Annotated in this window: 17 protein-coding genes and 1 pseudogene; 7 read left to right on the forward strand and 11 right to left on the reverse strand. The window is 66.5% G+C overall.

The features are described from left to right. Positions 1 to 6: 6 nt before the first annotated feature. From ACWGCN_RS12425 to ACWGCN_RS12440, 4 genes and pseudogenes are all read left to right on the forward strand, one after another. Positions 7 to 672 (forward strand): annotated as a pseudogene (locus ACWGCN_RS12425) (SCO2521 family protein); the annotation flags it as partial. Positions 673 to 749: 77 nt separating this feature from the next. Continuing rightward, positions 750 to 944: a hypothetical protein gene (locus ACWGCN_RS12430; protein WP_452458088.1), complete on the forward strand. Its 195-nt coding sequence runs from the start codon at positions 750 to 752 to the stop codon at positions 942 to 944. 272 nt (positions 945 to 1,216) lie between these two features. Further along, positions 1,217 to 1,762 carry a GNAT family N-acetyltransferase gene (locus tag ACWGCN_RS12435; protein WP_449964004.1) on the forward strand — a complete coding sequence of 182 codons (546 nt, stop codon included), beginning with the start codon at positions 1,217 to 1,219 and terminating at the stop codon, positions 1,760 to 1,762. A gap of 3 nt (positions 1,763 to 1,765) precedes the next feature. After that, on the forward strand, positions 1,766 to 2,617 hold the full coding sequence (locus ACWGCN_RS12440) for a hypothetical protein (RefSeq protein ID WP_452458069.1): 852 nt from the start codon (positions 1,766 to 1,768) through the stop codon (positions 2,615 to 2,617). A gap of 3 nt (positions 2,618 to 2,620) precedes the next feature. Here the strand turns inward: ACWGCN_RS12440 and ACWGCN_RS12445 are convergent, their stop codons facing one another. The 7 genes from ACWGCN_RS12445 to ACWGCN_RS12475 form a co-directional block, all read right to left on the reverse strand. Then, on the reverse strand, positions 2,621 to 3,598 hold the full coding sequence (locus ACWGCN_RS12445; protein WP_379313349.1) for an SCO2521 family protein: 978 nt from the start codon (positions 3,596 to 3,598) through the stop codon (positions 2,621 to 2,623). Positions 3,599 to 3,667: 69 nt separating this feature from the next. Then, the gene (locus ACWGCN_RS12450; protein ID WP_379313350.1) at positions 3,668 to 4,687 is read right to left on the reverse strand and encodes an SCO2522 family protein; all 1,020 of its coding nucleotides are present in this window, start codon (positions 4,685 to 4,687) and stop codon (positions 3,668 to 3,670) included. Next, complete coding sequence (locus ACWGCN_RS12455) at positions 4,687 to 5,610, reverse strand: SCO2523 family variant P-loop protein (protein ID WP_379313351.1); 924 nt, start codon at positions 5,608 to 5,610, stop codon at positions 4,687 to 4,689. The genes ACWGCN_RS12450 and ACWGCN_RS12455 overlap by 1 nt, the downstream gene beginning before the upstream one ends. Positions 5,611 to 5,613: 3 nt before the next feature. Continuing rightward, positions 5,614 to 7,470, reverse strand: a complete 1,857-nt coding sequence (locus ACWGCN_RS12460; protein WP_452458068.1) for an SCO2524 family protein — start codon at positions 7,468 to 7,470, stop codon at positions 5,614 to 5,616. A gap of 156 nt (positions 7,471 to 7,626) precedes the next feature. Beyond that, positions 7,627 to 8,478, reverse strand: coding sequence for a TIGR02569 family protein (locus ACWGCN_RS12465; protein WP_101466090.1), 852 nt, complete (start codon positions 8,476 to 8,478; stop codon positions 7,627 to 7,629). A gap of 111 nt (positions 8,479 to 8,589) precedes the next feature. Then, complete coding sequence (moeZ, locus tag ACWGCN_RS12470; RefSeq protein WP_449963996.1) at positions 8,590 to 9,771, reverse strand: adenylyltransferase/sulfurtransferase MoeZ; 1,182 nt, start codon at positions 9,769 to 9,771, stop codon at positions 8,590 to 8,592. Between the two features lie 109 nt (positions 9,772 to 9,880). Continuing rightward, positions 9,881 to 10,969, reverse strand: a complete 1,089-nt coding sequence (locus ACWGCN_RS12475) for a DUF3152 domain-containing protein (RefSeq protein ID WP_378991265.1) — start codon at positions 10,967 to 10,969, stop codon at positions 9,881 to 9,883. 195 nt (positions 10,970 to 11,164) lie between these two features. Between ACWGCN_RS12475 and ACWGCN_RS12480 the strand changes: the two genes are divergently transcribed. Beyond that, positions 11,165 to 11,848, forward strand: coding sequence for a TetR/AcrR family transcriptional regulator (locus ACWGCN_RS12480; protein ID WP_056812916.1), 684 nt, complete (start codon positions 11,165 to 11,167; stop codon positions 11,846 to 11,848). Between the two features lie 61 nt (positions 11,849 to 11,909). Here the strand turns inward: ACWGCN_RS12480 and ACWGCN_RS12485 are convergent, their stop codons facing one another. Both ACWGCN_RS12485 and ACWGCN_RS12490 read right to left on the reverse strand, forming a co-directional pair. Then, positions 11,910 to 12,137, reverse strand: coding sequence for a DUF3107 domain-containing protein (locus ACWGCN_RS12485; protein WP_067450585.1), 228 nt, complete (start codon positions 12,135 to 12,137; stop codon positions 11,910 to 11,912). 100 nt (positions 12,138 to 12,237) lie between these two features. After that, complete coding sequence (locus tag ACWGCN_RS12490; RefSeq protein WP_387447036.1) at positions 12,238 to 12,774, reverse strand: YceI family protein; 537 nt, start codon at positions 12,772 to 12,774, stop codon at positions 12,238 to 12,240. 100 nt (positions 12,775 to 12,874) lie between these two features. Here ACWGCN_RS12490 and ACWGCN_RS12495 point away from each other — a divergent pair, with 100 nt between their 5' ends. After that, the gene (locus ACWGCN_RS12495; RefSeq protein WP_378991262.1) at positions 12,875 to 13,747 is read left to right on the forward strand and encodes a helix-turn-helix transcriptional regulator; all 873 of its coding nucleotides are present in this window, start codon (positions 12,875 to 12,877) and stop codon (positions 13,745 to 13,747) included. 38 nt (positions 13,748 to 13,785) lie between these two features. Here ACWGCN_RS12495 and ACWGCN_RS12500 read toward each other — a convergent pair whose 3' ends face one another. Together ACWGCN_RS12500 and ACWGCN_RS12505 are read right to left on the reverse strand one after the other, a co-directional pair. Next, positions 13,786 to 14,475, reverse strand: coding sequence for a ferritin-like fold-containing protein (locus ACWGCN_RS12500; protein ID WP_378632701.1), 690 nt, complete (start codon positions 14,473 to 14,475; stop codon positions 13,786 to 13,788). Positions 14,476 to 14,503: 28 nt separating this feature from the next. Next, positions 14,504 to 15,556 (reverse strand): alpha/beta fold hydrolase, encoded by a 1,053-nt coding sequence (locus ACWGCN_RS12505; RefSeq protein ID WP_452450626.1) that lies wholly within the window; start codon positions 15,554 to 15,556, stop codon positions 14,504 to 14,506. A gap of 481 nt (positions 15,557 to 16,037) precedes the next feature. Between ACWGCN_RS12505 and ACWGCN_RS12510 the strand changes: the two genes are divergently transcribed. Continuing rightward, positions 16,038 to 17,735 carry a DEAD/DEAH box helicase gene (locus ACWGCN_RS12510; RefSeq protein WP_378991254.1) on the forward strand — a complete coding sequence of 566 codons (1,698 nt, stop codon included), beginning with the start codon at positions 16,038 to 16,040 and terminating at the stop codon, positions 17,733 to 17,735. The last annotated feature ends 184 nt before the right edge of the window (positions 17,736 to 17,919 follow it).

A 17,919-nucleotide genomic window follows, 5' to 3' on the forward strand; every position in this document is an offset into this window, starting at 1 on the left:
GCTGATGTGCCTGCTGTATCCGTCGACCGAGCTGGCGAGTTTCGCCCTCGACCCGGACAGCATCGCGACCAACTACTGGCCACAGTCATCGGCGCGACCGTACTGCGCCGTGAACGTCCTGGGCCACTCGCCTTTTCACCGCGTCGCGCGACTGGCGTCGACTGTCACCTCGGTTGGGGTACGACCGCGACTGTACGCGCGGTGGGGACGGTCGAGTCGACCGCGGTTCTGGTGGGCGGCCGGGTGACGCAACTGTCATCGCACACCACCGTGGTCCGGGGTCAGCAGAAAAGGCGCAGGCCGTGGCCGCATTACCTCAGCCGGGTCGGGGTGACAGAGGTCATCGGCGGGCTGCCCGACCACACGGTCACCGACAAGAAATTGGCCGCAGGCTATTTCGTACAGCGGGGCCCGAATATCCTCGACCTCGCATCGATCTGTGCCAGGCATCTCGATGACGTCCGATCCTCACGGCTATTGGATCAACGGCCACCACTGCGGGCGCCGACCACGCGACTGCGGTGGACCGCCATTGTGGGCGGCAGCGCCGGACCCGCTGTGTCGCTGCGTCTCGAGGACGACCTGAACAGAGCCCTACAGGTCACCGTGCGGGAAGCTACGAATCTGCCTGACGCCCTGCGCTTCTGCCAGGACGTAGCCGTACACGACTGGTTACTGACCGTCATCGATGCGAAAGTGCGGGCGGCCGAAGGATTCGATAACGGACGCAGGTCGCAGTGCTCGCGCCCGTGTTCGAACATCTCGCGCACCTATGGATGCCGGGCGCCCAGGTTCCCGCCGCGATGCGAGCACCGTGGCGGGATCTGCAGGCAGCGGCCGGCTTCTCCAAACAGTGGGCCGCCCGCGTCGAGCAAGTGAAGCGCCGGATCGATGTGGCAACGTACTACGCCGCGCGGGCCGAAAACCTGCCTCGTCCCTGGTGACAACCCGGGACCAGCAGCGCATAGAACACCGACATCGACATTGCGCCCAACCACGCCTCGGCTGCGAAAAGCCCCGTCCCTGCGGCGCCGTGCCGATCCGCCCGTGGACCGTCGTCCACACCAGATCACGGATCTCCCGCGAGACTCGTTGCGCAACAAACTATTTTGCCTGCCGTCTACGCCGCAGTTTGGTGCGGACTCCATATGTCTTCCGCTGCAAGGGAGTTGCTCTACTCTGGATGGTGGGCGCATCAGGCAACGGGGGTCGCGTTTTGGACAGTTCGAGCGAGAACGGCGCCGCCGAGCCCGATTTCCGCCCCGCCGACGTCGATGATCTGACGGCGATCGCAGCGCTGGAATCCCAGGAGTTCTCCTCGCTGTCCTACCCGTACTTCGTGTTACGGCAATTGTTCGAGGTGCACGGATCACACTGGGTAGTAGCGGAAATCGAGCGCGAGATCTGCGGATACGCGCTCGTCGCGGTCGATCAGGAAGGGTCCGCCTGGGTGATCGGCCTCGCGGTCGCGGGTAGCCATCAGGGTCTCGGACTGGGTAGAGAGTTGCTGGTGCGCGCGGTCGAGCGCTGCCGTGGTGCGCGGATCGACACGGTCTTCATCACGGTGCGCCCCTCGAACACCCCTGCGGTCAACCTGTACAAGAAGTCTGGATTCGTCTGGGTCGACCACGACGAACACTACTTCGGCCCAGAAGAACCGCGAGACCTCCTCGTGCATCGACTGGACGATTCCGCGGGGTATTGGTGGGATGCCGGACCGCAGGACCGTCGATGGTCCAAGGGTGACGGGCCGCGGGGATAGCTTGTGTTCAGGGAGGATGACCCTACTGACCAGCTGTCACCGTTCGTCGCCTCGAAGATCACTCTCATCGAACGCCACGCCGATGCCTATCTGGAGACCCTGGCAGCGCCGGAGAGCGGCAGCGAGCAGGACAATCTGGATCAGCTCGATCGCCGGGTCGAACGTGTCCTGGCCGAATACGATCCCCCTTCGACTCGGCGTGCGGGCGACAGTCTGGTTTTCGCTCGTGTATATGCACCGATCGACGATATTCTCGAGCACCCGACCCCCTCGGACCACACGCTGCGGGTGCTGGCGATGGCGATGCTGGCCGCGGAAATCGAGGCAAGAGGACCGCTTCGGCTGAGCCGAAGGCAGAACCGCATGCTGGCATTGATCTACGAGGATCTCGGAGCGCGATTACTCGACGTCGACCTGCCCGCCCATGCCTGCGTAGCCTTTCGGCAGGCACGTGATCTTCATGCGATCAATGCCGACCTCGACGATCAGGACCGGTGCGGGCTCGCATTGGCCCGAGCCCGCACTCGAGCGCAACGTCGGGGAATGCGTCGCGCGCCGGGCTTCGTCGCAAACATTCTGTGCGGCTATGGGTATCGACCATTCAGGCTGCTGGGCTGGATCGCCTGCGAACTGGCGCTGTTCGCGGGCGCCCTGATGCTGGTGACCGATGTTGCGGCTACCACAGCGGCACATCTGTCCCTGATCGAATTCCTCAACCCACTCGGACTCGGTGACCTCGACGCCATGGACCTCGAACCAACGGCGCGGGTGCTGTTGATCGTCGAGTCCTACCTCGGCAGCGTGACAACCTCGGTCTTCTTCGCTCTGCTCGTGCGACGATGGTTCCGGCTCTAGTCGCTACCACTGACGCACTTGCGCGGAGGTTCGGTGCAGCGCGGCCAAGGTCGCGACGGCGACGCGGTCGCGCAATTGTCCGATCCTGGCATTCCATTGACGGGAGAAGCCGGGATCATTCTCCAGTTGCTCCCACAGACAGCGGAGCAACGGTGGGGTGTGAGCACTGGGCATCCACAGATGGGCGAGATGCTGCAGTGCCGGCGCCAGCACCGATTCCGGTGTGCTGCCTGAGGTTTGGGCGAACTCAGCATCCTCGATGACATCGATGACAGCGGTGAGCAACCAATCGTGCACTGCCAGATCCTGGCAGTATCGACGAACCTCGGGCAGGTCGTCGGCGGAACCGACCGTCACCAACGCGGTGCGGGTTCGATCCTGATGCAAGCCGAAGAGCACCGATGCCTGCGCCCCGGGCACGACGCGGGCGGCCCACCGCAGCCGTGTGGGTTCGACCAACAGCGGTGGCTGCCGGTCGAGCCGAACATCGCTGTGCACCTTCGTCAGCAGTCGAGTGCTGATGGCAGTGATATCCAGGACCGGGTCGGCGGCGCGGGCAGTGCTGAGAAAGCCGACCACCAGACGATCGGCAATCGTGGCCGATGCCCCCGTCAACAGTTCGACAGTGCCCACACGACCTAGATAGTGCGCCCACGTCTGCCGCCGCCCCGACGATGTCGCGGCGGGCGCGACAATGGCGTGCGCTGAGCTCTGCAGCACCCGGCCGCCGATGACCAGCGCGTTCGTGGCGACCGTACCGACACCGCGGGATCGGACATGCGGTACCAACTGACAGTCGATGCCGACCGCGAGACGCGGAGATTCGGCCCAATCCAAGGGACGTTCGCGAGACAGACCCGGTCGACCCAACACCACGTCGAGAAGGTCGACCGCCGCATCGCGGCTCAGCGCGGCGGAGTTCGGCAGCAGGCAGGTGCGCACTTCACCCAACGCCACCAAGGGGCGCCCGTCTATCGGCATGGGAAAAGTGTAGGCAACCGGAGGACATTATACGCCATTGACACCTGAATGTCTTGTGTCAGTTACCCATCAGGACCCGTCGAACAGCACGTGCCCGATCCGTTCGCTCACCCGCCCGGGCAGGGCAAGGCCTTCGCCGCGCGCCCGATCGACAACCGAACTCACCACTCGCTCATCGAGATCGAGGTGATCGAGAATCACCCGAACCGCGTGTTCGATGCCGATATACCGCTGCGGCATCAGCGACAAGGAGCGATACGCGGTGAACGGCTGCGCGTTCGGATTCAGTTGCATCACCGCGGGCAAGTCCCGCCAGTCGCTCGGCCACACGAATCCTTCGACGTCGGGATGCACGGCGACCGGCGTCACCGCTACCTCGTCCTGATACCGAAGCATGCCGAGACGAAGCAGATGCCACACAGAGGCCAGGAACGGACAGGACCAGAGTCGCCCATCCGCCGAATCCGAATCCGCACGCCACATCTCGATATCGGCGAAAATAGACAGACTTCGCTGCCGCCCGAATTCCCGCGGTGGCATGTAAGGGCGGATATCCATCGCAGGACCCGCTTCACTCTCACTGGAACGGCGACCATTGGCCAGCCAGCCGAGATCTTGCGCAGGGGGACGCTGACCGGTGGTGTGCTCGATCGGCTCCTCCACCAACATGTCGGCAACAGCCTTCGCCAGCGGGATCACTTCACCCACCCGCGGTGCCTCATGGCAGCCGGCCTCGCGCGCGAGGTAGTCGATCGGCACACCACATCCGGCGGCCGCGCTTCGCAGCTTGGGGATAATCTCCCGTGGGTCGGTATCGGCGCGAAAGTAGTCATCCAGCAGGAAACATGTGCTCACCCGAAACGGAACCTCCCCTCCCTTGCGCGACCATGCCACGGATTCGAGAGCCACCAAGGCATCGAGCATCGCCCTGACCCGTTCGAATTGGGCTTCGATCCGCTCGACTCCGTTGAGCAGATCCTCCATATAGAAGTGCCCGACTTCGATCGACAGGTGAGACATATCGGTGCCTGGCACCGTGGCCATCTCCCCGGCCTCGACGTAGCCTGTGAATTCCTCGCTCGTGTGCATCAGACCTCCTGCCATTCGTCTCTACTCACCAGCTTTCGCGCCAGTTCCTGGAACGCGGTCACCGTGGCGGCATTGGCGATCCCGGCGCTGACGTCGACGTCGAGAATCAGCTGCTCGCGCCACTGCAGCACGGGTTCGACCGGGGTGGCGCCGATCAGCACCGTCTCACCGATCCGCTCCGTCGACGCCAGCGCACGCAGCGCGGATTCCTGCTTGTTCTGCCACGCTGCCTGCGGTGCGGTAGCAGCCGAGGTCGGGGTGTTCAACTGTGGTACCGCCGTGCGAACGAAGCGCATATTGCGGCGCAATTCCTCCGCGTCGTGACCGGCGGCCGCACCGCCGCGCAGCAACCCGTTCGGACCGAGCATCAAGCCGCCCGCAGCGAGAATGTGCTGGCGTGTCCACCGATGAAAGACCAACCACCGCACCGTTGTCGCCCGCATCTGCGGCGTAGCGGCGGCTCGCAGCGCCAGCTCGAGCGCCACCGATCTGCCTGCGCTCAGATCCACGATCACTACCTTGTTGGCGGCGGCGAGCCCGAGCAACAATTCGACGCACCGGGTGACGATCCCGGGGTAGTCCGCCAACTTGGTCAGCTCACCGCCACCCTCGTCGCCGGGCAGCAATGTCAGCTTCGCCAACCTGGTCCGGTGTTTGCGGAGGTCCTGACGATCGGTCTGCTTGTGCACATCGACGCTGTGCACAACGCTGTTACGCCCGGTCAAAAAGGAATGGGTCCCGGTACCCGGCGCTGTTCCCCGCTCGATGGTGCCGATCTCGAACACCGCGCCCGCAGTCGGCGATCCGAAGTCGAAATCGACATACACGGTGCTCCTTCCACTGGCACACAGGCGATGGGCGATATTGCAACTGGTGACGGACCGCCCTGTTCCGCCTTTGTCTGAAGTCGCGAACACGATCATCGGTCAGCTGCTCCTGGTCGCGTCTTGGGTCGCGAACGCCAACCGGTTCAGCGCTACCAGCGCCGCCGAGGCGAGTGTGAACGCGGTACCGGGCTGCACGTTCACCAGTTTCCTGGCGCGTTCGAGCTTGTCCTCGACGTCATCGAGTTCGATCCGGTTGGGTGATTTGTCCTCGATGCTGACGTTGAGCATTCCCTGGTTGAGCAGATGTTCGGCCTCGTTGAGCAACTCGACAGCGCGAGTCACCATCGCGGGTGAACGCAGTGGCGCTTCCCGATAGGTCCTGTCGGCCGCGACCAGACATTCCACGATGCGCTCAGTCATGTACCAGGAGGGTGCGGTCACCGGTTTTGTTGTGTCCGTACCGAATACGGCACCGGGGTCGTCCCACAGCCCTGTCGCCGGACCTTCCTGGATCATCCTCCGGTCGAGGTGGTCCATGATCGCCTTGGCCAATTCCATCAGCTGATCACGTGCGGTGATGTTGCCGGACAACCGAGCCGCCTGCAGACTTCTTTTCAGCAACACCGCGGCGAAATCCGAGACCGCCCACGCCAATCTCGGACCGTTGTCGACCTTTTCACTGCCGCGCAGCACCATCCGAACGCCGGGATCGTGCAGTTCGACAGCGGGATCGCCACTGGTCGCGCGCCGAAGGATCCGTCCACGTCTGGCCAGCTCGTCGAAGATGTCTACAGCCCGGGTGAGATCGTCATCGGATGCTGTGCGGGCGACGAGTTCCTGGATCAGCACCGCCGAGACGATGAGACTGAAGTAGTCCGATTCCTCACCGTCGGAGGTCCGCCACGGAATGTCTTCCAATGGCCAACGGCCGGAACCGAATCGAGCGACCGTTGCCCAATAGCGCTGGGTCAGATCCCAGCGGATCCGCAACGCCTCGGCCAGTCGATACTGGTCGTCGTTGAAGAGGTCGAGTTCACGGGTGCGCTGTGAGAGGACGTCGTTGATGCCGTCCAACGCGATCACGGTGAAATACAGGTACGGGCGGGCCTCGGCGACACCATCACCTGTGCCGTTCGCCGCGTCGATGAATTCGACGTCGTCTGCGCCGGCCACGATTCCCCAGCTCCAGCCGCATTCGAACAACATTCCCTCGTCGTCCAGCGCGGCGCCCGGGGCTTTGCCGAGCTTGACATCGGTGCGCAGCCTGGTCCGAACCCGCTCCAGGCTCGTCGCGAACTCCTCGACTACGGCCCGATCCGGCAGGTCCTGCTGGTTGAGCATTCTGAGCATGGCCTTGCCCTCGTCTGAGGTCGGTGCCACGGCATTGACGACGAAGCTGCGCACCAGTCCGGTCATCGCCGCCGTCAAGCGAGCGCTCAATTTCTCGGTAGTCGCCGTGACGCGGTCGATCTCGCCACGCCGCTCCGCGCGGATCCAATTCTCGAAGACCCGAAGAAAGCCCAGGCCCGCGATGCACAGCGTCACCGACATGGAGTATCCGTCCACCACTTCGATCTTCTGCTGATCGTCGGTGGGCGGTCGATCGGGTTCGGTGGACTGCAGATAACTCCCTGCGTCGAAGAGCGGTTCACCGGTCTTCACGTCGGTGTTGCGAATCAGGTAGTCCTCCATCACCTCGAGGACTTTCAGCCCGATCACCTTCGGTCCACCCAGCGGCGAGAGCACCCCCTTGACATCGTCGGACATGTCGTCGGGGCGATCGAGCGTGAATCCGACGATCTCAGTGGCCGGATACAGCAGGCAGAGCAACTGTTCGGAGTCGCTGATCGAATTGGCGCCACGAATACCGCCCCACTGCCAGGCACCGTCGTCGTAGCACGACCCGACAAGCGCACGCCAGATCTCCAGAATCTGTTTCCTGGGCTGAATCCTCATCTGCCGCCGACCTCATTCAGTCATCGAAGCCCCCTGGCCCATGGGAGATCCCCACAGGTAGCGGCTTGAATTTACCTCGACCGGAAGCGAGAAGCTACCGAATCCGATTGTCCGGCACTACATCTCAACCGGATGGTCGGTGGGATAAATCCGACATCACAATGCGAGTCGCACCATATCCGCTGTTCTCGCCAACCCAGGGAACGCTTCGGGGGTCGAACGCGGGTGCAGGGCGTGGACGGCCAGGCGGAAGATCAACGCCCGTAACAGCATCTGGGGCCATTCGGGCAGGGTGGCCCAGCGGTCGAGTAAGCCGTCATCGCCCCCACCCCACGCCAGCGCGTCGACCACGACGACCCCCGCGGCCCAGGTGGCGGGGCGCCAGTAGGGGGTGATGTCGGTGAGGCCGGGGGTGTGGGCGCCGGTGAACAGAACCGTGCCGAAGAGGTCGCCGTGGACGAGTTGGTCGGGGCTGCGGACGGGTTTGCGCAGCGTGGCGAGCTGGCCGATCAGTTCGAGGGAACGCTGGCCGTCGGGGGTGGCAGCGATGGGGACACCGCCCGCGCGCAGGGTGCGCAGCGGGACCGATTCCCAGGCTGCCCGGTCGGCGGCGACGAACACGTCCACGTCGACCCACGGGGCGACGGGCGGCTGGACCAGGAAGCGGGGGCGTTCCAATTCCGCTGTCGCCTTGTGCAACCGCAGGGAGACCGAGACGACCTCGTCGTGGCGGGGCTCGGGGGCGCCGTCCACGAAGGTGTCGGCACGCCAACCGGAGACTACATAGCGTCCGTCGGTGGCGCGGACGGGGCGGGCCACCCGCAGCCCGTCGACCGCCAGGTGTTCGCGTACTTTCGCCGACCACGCGGCCCTGGCGTGATCGGCGACGGGGCTGAGCACCACGTCGCCCATGCGCCAGCCACCGTCCCAGTCTCCGAGGGAAACCGGCGTCACTTCGCGAAGCCCGAATGTGGCTCGCACATGCTCGGGAGGTTCGACTGAGGTCACGGCCGTACCGTAACCCCGTGATCACCGCAGGCGACCCAAGGCACGCTGTGATAGTCCACTTTGCGACCTCACCGCAATATGCGATGAGGTCGCAAACCGGCAGCTATCGGGTCAGTAGACCGGAAGCGACGGATCCACCTGCTTGGCCCAGGCCACCACGCCGCCCTGCAGATGCGTCGCGTCGGCGAAACCGGCGCGCTTCAACGCGGCCAGCGCCTCCGCCGACCGGATGCCGGTCTTGCAGTGCAGCACGATCGGCTTGTTCTGCGGCAGTTCGGACAGGGCCTCGCCGGACAGGATGCGGTCCTTGGGGATCAGGGTCGCGCCCGCGATGTGGACGATGTCCCACTCCACCGGCTCGCGCACGTCGATCAGCTCGACCTTGTCGGCATCGAGGAGATCCTTGAGCTCGGCGGCGGTGATGGTCGACCCGGCCGCGGCCGCGGTGCCTTCCTCCGACACCACACCGCAGAACGCGTCGTAGTCGATCAGTTCGGTGATCGGCTCACGCTGCGGATCGCGGCGCAGCTTGATGGTGCGGTAGTTCATGTCCAGTGCGTCGTAGACCATCAGGCGGCCGAGCAGCGTCTCACCGATGCCGGTGATCAGCTTGATCGCCTCGGTCACCATCACCGATCCGATCGACGCGCACAGCACGCCCAGCACGCCACCCTCGGCGCAGGAGGGGACCATTCCCGGCGGCGGGGCCTCCGGGTACAGGTCGCGGTAGTTGATGCCGCGCCCGTCGGGGGCGTCTTCCCAGAACACCGAGACCTGGCCCTCGAAGCGGTAGATCGAGCCCCACACGTAGGGCTTGCCCGCGAGGACGGCGGCGTCGTTGACGAGGTAGCGGGTGGCGAAGTTGTCGGTGCCGTCGACGATCAGGTCGTACTCGGCGAACAGCTCCACGGCGTTCTCGGGCTCCAGGCGGATCTTGTGCAGCCGCACGTCGATCCCGGAGTTGATCTCCAGGATGGAATCGCGGGCGCTGTCGGCCTTGGGACGGCCGATATCGGATTCGCCGTGGATGATCTGGCGCTGCAGGTTGGAGGCGTCGACCTCGTCGAACTCGACGATGCCGAGCGTGCCGACACCGGCCGCGGCCAGATAGAGCAGGGCAGGCGAGCCGAGGCCGCCCGCGCCGATCACGAGGACCTTGGCGTTCTTCAACCGCTTCTGACCGTCGACACCGAGATCGGGGATGATCAGGTGCCTGCTGTAGCGAGCGATTTCGTCCTTGGTCAGTTCCGCGGCCGGTTCAACCAGCGGCGGCAACGTCCCTGTGAGAGACACGTGAGAACTCCTGTATCTGAAGGCGGCTGGGCCTGGTGGCCGTTCTGCTGTCTACAACAAGACCCGCCGCGCTGTTCTTCCCGTCCATGGTCCCGCATGGGCGAGGCCACTAGCCGCGCGGGTACGGCCAGGGGTTGAAGCGGCAGGTCTTGCCGTCGGCGGGGACCACGCCGTGGGGGTCGAGCAGGGCGATGTCGTTGTTCTTGGTGCCGAAGGTCTGCTGCATCATGATCGGCGCGAGGCCGCCGTCGGTCTCGCACGGCTGATGGCCGTGATAGCCGATGGCGTGGCCGACCTCGTGGTTGATCTGGTACTGCCGGTAGGAACCGATGTCGCCGTCGAAGGCCAGCGCGCCGCGGACCCAGCGGACCTCCGAGAGCACGACCCGGTCGAGGTCGGCGTTGTAGCACGACGAGTCGATCGGGATCTCGAAGCCGCACGCGGCGCGGGTGCTTTCGCGAGAGGTGAGCGAGAGCCGGAAGTCGGCCGGGCCCGCGTCGATGCGCTGGAAGCCGAACTTGGGGTCGTTGGTCCAGCTCTTCGGGTTGGCCAGGGTGGTCTCCACCATCTTCGCCACGGCGGCGTCGCCACCGAACGGTGCGGTGTCGATGCCGTCCTCGACTTCGACGGTGTAGCGGAACACGCGCTCGGTGCCGGCGCCGACCTGGGCGCTGGTGCCCGGCACCACATGCCAGGTGCCCGCCGCGCGCTCGACGTAGTCGCCGCCCTCCGGCAGCGCGCCCAGCGGCAGATCGGCGGGGAACTTGCCGTCGCCGGGGGGTGCGCCGATGATGCCGGACTGCGCCACCTTGGGACTCAGCGCGCCGAAGCCGGGATCGCTCGGCGGCGGGATCGGTCCCGTGCGCACCGCGTCGACGACGACCAGCACGGTGATGGCGAGCAGCACCGGCAGCGCGTAGGCACGCCACCCGTAGGCGGACACGAATCGACCGAGCGCGCTCTGCTTCTTCGCCTCCCGCTGCGGGCTGCGCGGGCGGCCGTTGTCGTGGTCGGTGGGATCCCAGCGGGCACGCAACGGCTGGCGGGATCGGTCGGCGGGCTGATAGAGCCCGAGCGGGTCGTAGACCTGCAACTCCCGCCCCTCCTGCGCCGACGTGACAGCACCGGACTCGGAGGGTTGCGTGGAGCGAGCGACATCGCGCCCGCCGTCGGCATGGTCATCCGTCCGGTCGGTCACCCCATCAGATTCTCACAGTGCGCAAATCCGCCGTACGGGCGGCCGGAGGAGATCGCGCGGTTACGGCCCGGCGAACTCCGTGGACTGGTACTACATTTCCAGGGCGAGACGCAGGGCGAACACCGTGCGAGTATCGTTCGTGGGATACCCGACCGCACACCCGGCGGCCTGGGGAATCGACTATAGAGAGCCGAGATGACTGACCTCGTGGACCGCATGCCCTCGCGCCGATCGGTGCCGGAGACGGTCCCGGCCAAACGCGGCACCCGCCTGCCTCGCGACGAGCGCCGCCAGCAGCTGCTGCTCGCCGCCAGCGAGGTCTTCGTCCAGCGCGGCTACCACGCGGCGGGCATGGACGAGATCTCCCAGGTAGCCGGGGTCAGCAAGCCGGTGCTGTACCAGCACTTCGCCAGCAAGCTGGAGCTGTACCTGGCGGTGCTGCAGAACTACGTCGACATCCTGGTGTCGAGCGTGCGCCAGGCGCTGCGCTCCACCACCGACAACAAGCAGCGCGTGCGGGCCGCCGTCGCCGCGTACTTCGATTTCGTCGACAACGAGATGCAGGGCTTCCGCCTCGTCTTCGAATCCGACCTCACCAGCGAACCGCAGGTGCAGCGCCGGGTCGAGCAGGCCACCGAGGCCTGTGTCGACGCGGTGTTCGATCTGGTCGCCCACGACTCGGGTCTCGACCCGTATCGCGCGCGCATCCTTGCCGTCGGCCTCGTCGGCGCCAGCCAGTTCTCGGCGCGCTACTGGCTCGAAGCCGACCGCCCGGTCCCCAAGGACGAAGCCGTCGACACCACGGTGTCGCTGGCCTGGGGTGGCCTCAAGCACGTGCCGCTGACCGCCGCCCAGCGTGCCTACTCCCAGGACCTCTGAGTCCGCAACGACGAAAAATGCCCCGCCATCGGAAATGGCGGGGCATTTTTGTGTTCGCAGCTCAGATCGTGGCGAAGCCGACTCGGCCGACGGCCGGGGAACCGATTTCCACGTAGGCGACCTTCGCGGCCTGGATCAGGAACTTGCGGCCCTTCTCGTCGGTGAGTGACACGACACCGGCGGAGCCGCTCAGCGCATCGGACACCAGCGCCTCGATCTCATCAGGGCTCTGCGCACTGTTGATCACGAGCTCGCGCGGGCTATCCGAAATACCGATCTTGACCTCCACGGCCAACCTCCGAACGTAAGAGTCCTGTGTTGTCAGGTCCCAGGCTAGTGCAGCCCGAACACCACCGCTCCCACACCTGGTGCGCTGTCAGCGAACGGGATCAGGCGGGCTCGATCAGTTCGATCTCGAGTTCGATCTTCACGGTGTCCGACAGCATGCCCGGCATAGCGACGCCGACGCCGAAGTCGGTGCGCTTGATGGCGCCGGTGGCGGAGAAACCCGCGTGCCGGGTGCCGTCGGGGAAGTCGGCGATGCCGCCCCATTCGACGTCGAGGGTCAGCGGCTGGGTGATCGCGCCCAGGGTGGCCTCGCCGGTGACGGTGAAGGTTTCGGCGACCCGGACCGGCTGGGTGGCGCGGAAGCTCAGGGTCGGGCGGTTGGCGACGTCGAGGAAGTCGGCCTGGCGGATGTGAGCGTCGCGGTCGGCGTTGCTGGTGTCGAAGGAATCGAGTTCGATGGTGGCGCCGAGGGTGGCCGCGCCCGTTTCGTCCACGACGAACTCGGTCTGGAAGCGGGTGAATCCGCCGCGCACCTTGGCGATCCCGAGGTGGCGAATGGTGAACGCGACCGAGGAGTGGGCGGTGTCGAGGGCCCAGGACCCGGTCTTCAGCTGCTGGGTCTGTGTCGAGGAAGTCATGCCTCCACCCTGACCGGACTGCGGTCCGTTAACCAGACCGCGGTTATCCTGGTCCTGGCAGGGCGTGGCTGACAACGCCATGACCGGGCACCATCGAGACATGGTAGGCGCAGATATGGCAGATCATCCCGGCGCTCGTTCGGCATTCGCGGAACTTCTCGTCGCCCGTCGAGCCGAGCTGAATCCAGCCGACGTGGGCCTGCCCGGCGGCGGCAGGCGTCGCACCCCTGGTCTTCGACGTGAAGAGGTCGCGGTACTGGCCGGTGTCAGTGCCGACTATCTGGCCCGGCTCGAGCAGGGCCGCGACACCAATCCGTCGATGGCGGTCGTCGACGCACTCGCCACCGCCCTGCGGTTCAACGACACCGAGCGTGGCCATTTCGCCTGGCTGGCCCTGACCACCAGCAGCGACGCCCGGTGCCCGAGTACCGCTTTCGATCCCGCGCTCGATCAGGTGCCCCCCGCCCTGCGCGGCGTGCTCGACTCGCTCGACCCCACCCCGGCGTTCGCTCTCGGACCCCGCGCCACCGTGCTCGCCTGGAACAACGCGTGGTCGGACCTGGCCGCCCCGCTCGGCCTGCTCGACAATCCCGACCTGGTCAACCTGGCCCTGTGGACGTTCCGCCATCCGCTCGCCCGCACCACGGTCACCGACTGGGCCCAGTTCGCCGACCAACTCGCCGACCAGCTCGCCAGAACGCGCCTGCGTCGCCCCGATGACGAACGCGTCGCCGAACTCATCGCCGACCTGTGCGAGGAACCCGAGTTCGCCCGCCGCTGGCAACCCCATCGCCTCGCGGAGGATCTGCCCACCCTGCTCGGCTTCGAACATCCCACCCGAGGCACCATCACCTACACGGTGCAGACGCTGGCGGCCGACAACGATCAACAGGTCGTGATCTGGCTACCCCGCGAAACCGTCTCCCGCACACCGGAATTGCGCCTCGTCCAGCACCACGCGATCGGCGGCTGATCACCCCCGGTCAAGCCGGGTACCCGAGGGCCGAACAGCTACAGGCCGAGTTCTGCCATGCGGGCCGCGTGCCGCTGCTGCATGCGGTCGAACAGGGTCGCGATGCCGTTGAGATCGCCGGTGGCGGCGAGGACCAGTTCGGCCAGCTCGTCGCGCTGGGCCATCACGAACTGCGCCTGTGTGATCGCCTCGCCGAGCAGCCTGCGCCCCCACAGCGTGAGGCGGTCGCGCTCGGAGCGGCTAGCCGCCACCGCGCTGCGGACCTCGTCGACCACGAACTGCGAGTGACCGGTCTCGGCGAGGACATCGCGCACCACATCGGAGACCTCGGTGGGTAGCGCGCCCGCGATCTCGGTGTAGAAGTCGGCGGCCAGGCCGTCGGCGACGTAGAACTTCACCATCGACTCGAGCCAGGTCGACGGGTCGGTGGAGGCGTGGTACGAGTCCAGCGCGCCCTGGTACTGCGCCATCGCGGCCTCGGCGTCGGCGCCGCGCTCGGTGAGCGCCGCTTCCAGGGTCTCGAAGTGCGCGAGCTCGGCGGCGGCCATCTTGGCGACGCCGATCCGGCCGCGCAGCGACGGCGCCTGCTTCGCCTCTTCGGCGAGCCGGTAGAACGCGGACAGCTCGCCGTAGGCGAGGACCGCGAACAGCTCCGTCACCCCCGCGTGGTCCGCGGCGAGCGGCTCGGTCGAGAAGAATTCCGGCGCGGCAGAGGTCTGGGCTCCCATGGCTGTCAACAATAGTCCCGATCGGTGCTCAGTCGCGTTCGGCCAGGAATTTGTCGAGGTGTGTCCAGGTCGTCTCGCGGGCCTCCGGTCCCGTGAGAATGCCGAGGTGACTGCCCGGAACGACCTCGTAGGTGACCGATGACGAGCCCGACAGCGTGCGCAAACCGGCCTCGACAGCGGCCTTGGGGGTGATCACGTCGGACTTGCCGCCGATCAGCAGCACGGGCACGCGCACGTCGGCGAGTTCGATGGTCCGGTCGCGCAGTTCGAGCCTGCCGTTGCCGATGTCGTTGGCCAGCATCATCCGGCCCCACAGCTGGTTGTAGAAGCGGCCGGGGTAGCCGGGCATGGCAGCCTGGAAACGGTCGATGGATTCCATCTTGGCCAGGGTCCCGGTGTTCGCGATATTGCTGGCGATGAACCTCGGACGCGCCAGTTCACGGTCGTAGGCGGCGAGCCGGTAGGCCAGTTTGGTCAGCGGTGCCGGAATGCCGCCCGCGGCACGGACAACCGTGGTGGAGCCCCAGCCGCCGGTGAGGCCGGCGACCGCGCGCAGCTGCGGAATTCCGAGCATCTTGTCGTAGTCGAGCGGCGGGCCTACACCGGTGACCGAGCGGATCGGCAGTTCCGGGTTCGCGGCTGCGGTGAGCAGCGAGAACATGCCGCCGACGGACCAGCCGATCAGGTCGACCGGGGCGCCGCCGCGATCGGCGCTCACGCGCAGGATCGCCTCGGGCAGGATGTCGAGGACCCAGTCCTCGAAGCCCATCCGGCGATCGGCGAAGGAGATGTCGCCGTAGTCGATCAGGTAGGGCGCACGTCCGGTCTCCACCAGGTACCGGGCCAGGCTCTGGTCGCGACGCAGGTCGAAGCAGGTGGCGGGCGCGGCCAGTGGCGGCACCAGCAACACCGCGGAATCGCTTGCCGCAGACTGGAATTCGGTATCGTAGCGACGCAGCAGACGATGCGGCTCGTCCCACAGCACGGTCGAGGGCGCCGGGTCGACGGGCTCGATGCCTGCGCCGAAGCTCAGCGCCCACGCGTTGCGCGCGGCAGTGGTGACGGTGTCGGTGATACTCACGACTAGAAATGTCTCACACACAGTACCGCCGGTACCAGTGAGCTCGATTACACCGGTGGACACGCGCGAAATCCGGCACCGATGAATTGCGCTGCGACACACCACCGGTGCTGAGGTAATCCCGTGGCGAGCCCGTTTTCGCGCGGCATTCAACCACGTCGAAATTCGGATTCCGCAGAATATCACGCTACAATCTCCGTGGACAACGCTAGTTTCGACGCCCGGACATACTCCGCGGCGTGGCACTCCACCGGCGCACAGCGCGGGCGGACAGCGGCGTTGCCCAGACAGCAATGTCGAAGAAAATGTGCGCGCAACGAATCCGCATCACCGCAGCGCCGCGCCGATGACACCGTCTCGACGACCACGCATAACGCCTGGTCGGCGATGGTTATCCGGCGCCGGCCCGGTGAATATCACAGGCGGGTATGTGGTCGTCGCGGGCCGACCGGCCCGCCCCACCTCGTGCGTGCGAGATGCAATGACGAGGAAGGCACGAACACTGAGCAAGATCACTGTCGAACAGGAACCCGGTTTGGCCGACACACTCCTGACGGCCGAACTGGACAACACCCACATCCCGCCGAGTTTCGCCGAATTGGGCGTGCGCGAAGAAATCGTGCGCGCACTCGGTGAGATCGGGATCGAACGCACCTTCGCGATTCAGGAACTGACCCTGCCGCTGGCACTGGCCGGCGAGGATCTCATCGGCCAGGCCCGCACCGGCATGGGCAAGACCTTCGGTTTCGGCGTGCCGCTGCTGCACCGCATCGCCACCGCCGACACCGGCACCACCCCGCTCGACGGCACCCCGCGCGCGCTGGTGATCGTGCCGACGCGCGAGCTGTGCATCCAGGTCACCAAGGACCTGGAGAACGCGAGCAAGTACCTGACCAACCACCAGGGTTCGCTGAAGGTCGCCGCCATCTACGGTGGCCGCCCGTACGACACCCAGATCGCCGCACTGCGCGACGGCGTCGACGTGGTCGTCGGCACCCCCGGTCGCCTGCTGGATCTGGCGAACCAGAACCACCTGATCCTGGGCAAGATCGGCGTGCTCGTCCTCGACGAGGCCGACGAGATGCTCGACCTGGGCTTCCTGCCCGATATCGAGCGCATCCTGTCGATGGTGCCGGACAAGCGTCAGACGATGCTGTTCTCGGCCACCATGCCCGGCCCGATCATCACCCTCGCCCGCACCTTCCTGACCAGGCCGACCCACATCCGCGCCGAGCTCGCCAACGACTCCGCCGTGCACGATCGCACCGCGCAGTTCGTCTACCGGGCCCACGCGATGGACAAGGCCGAACTGGTCGCGCGCGTGCTGCAGGCGGAGTCCCGCGGCGCGACGATGATCTTCACCCGCACCAAGCGCACCGCGCAGAAGGTGGCCGACGATCTCGCCGAGCGTGGTTTCAATGTCGGCGCCGTGCACGGCGACCTCGGTCAGATCGCCCGCGAGAAGGCGCTGACCAAGTTCCGCAAGGGCGCCATCGACGTGCTCGTCGCCACCGATGTCGCCGCGCGCGGTATCGACATCGACGACGTCACCCACGTCATCAACTACCAGTGCCCCGAGGACGAGAAGACCTACGTGCACCGGATCGGCCGCACCGGCCGCGCCGGCCGCACCGGTGTCGCGATCACCCTCATCGACTGGGACGAACTGCACCGCTGGGAGTCGATCAACAAGGCGCTCGGCCTGAACATGGCCGACCCCGCCGAGACCTACTCGCGCTCCCCCCACCTCTACAGCGACCTCGGCATCCCCGAGGGCATCACCGGCGTGATCCGCAAGCCCGCGGCCCCCACCCGTGACGACGACGCCGTAGTCGAGGAGCGCACCGAGCGCCCCAAGTCCTCCCGCAGCCGCCGCCGCACCCGCGGTGGCAAGGCCGACACCGAGGGCACCGAGTCGACCACGACCACCGAGTCGGCCGACAACGCCGACGAAGCGGCCGACGGCGACAAGCCCGCCCGCCGCAGGCGCCGCCGCCGCAAGCCCGCCGAGGCAGGCGAAGCAGCGACCACCGAGTCGAGCGAGCCCGCCACCGACGCCCCCGAATCGGCCCCGGCCGACAACGACGGCGACGACACGGCCAAGCCGGCCCGCCGCAGGCGCCGCCGCAAGCCCGCGGAACCCACCGCGTCCGACGCGGCCGCCACCGTAGACGCCTGACCCGACCCCGGGGAGGGCGATTCACCCCGCCCTCCCACGGCCACAGCCATGGCACCCCAAATCCGCCATGACAGCACTCCCAGCCCCGCCCCCGCGACCCGTAGGGAGCGGCGGCCACGCAGTGGCCTGTCCGCGGCCGGGCCGCCGGTCAGGCGCCGGGGCTTAGGCGACGAAGGAGCAAGCC

It is taken from the genome of Nocardia sp. NPDC055050, from assembly GCF_053608345.1.

What these genes read in the sequence shown, in the direction of transcription:
- ACWGCN_RS12445 (WP_379313349.1), bottom strand. Translation starts at nt 3,598, where the DNA reads ATGCCGATAGACGGGCGCCCCTTGGTGGCGTTGGGTGAAGTGCGCACC.
- ACWGCN_RS12450 (WP_379313350.1), bottom strand. Translation starts at nt 4,687, where the DNA reads ATGCACACGAGCGAGGAATTCACAGGCTACGTCGAGGCCGGGGAGATG.
- ACWGCN_RS12455 (WP_379313351.1), bottom strand. Translation starts at nt 5,610, where the DNA reads ATGATCGTGTTCGCGACTTCAGACAAAGGCGGAACAGGGCGGTCCGTC.
- ACWGCN_RS12460 (WP_452458068.1), bottom strand. Translation starts at nt 7,470, where the DNA reads ATGAGGATTCAGCCCAGGAAACAGATTCTGGAGATCTGGCGTGCGCTT.
- ACWGCN_RS12480 (WP_056812916.1), top strand. Translation starts at nt 11,165, where the DNA reads ATGACTGACCTCGTGGACCGCATGCCCTCGCGCCGATCGGTGCCGGAG.
- ACWGCN_RS12490 (WP_387447036.1), bottom strand. Translation starts at nt 12,774, where the DNA reads ATGACTTCCTCGACACAGACCCAGCAGCTGAAGACCGGGTCCTGGGCC.
- ACWGCN_RS12495 (WP_378991262.1), top strand. Translation starts at nt 12,875, where the DNA reads ATGGTAGGCGCAGATATGGCAGATCATCCCGGCGCTCGTTCGGCATTC.
- ACWGCN_RS12500 (WP_378632701.1), bottom strand. Translation starts at nt 14,475, where the DNA reads ATGGGAGCCCAGACCTCTGCCGCGCCGGAATTCTTCTCGACCGAGCCG.
- ACWGCN_RS12510 (WP_378991254.1), top strand. Translation starts at nt 16,038, where the DNA reads ATGACGAGGAAGGCACGAACACTGAGCAAGATCACTGTCGAACAGGAA.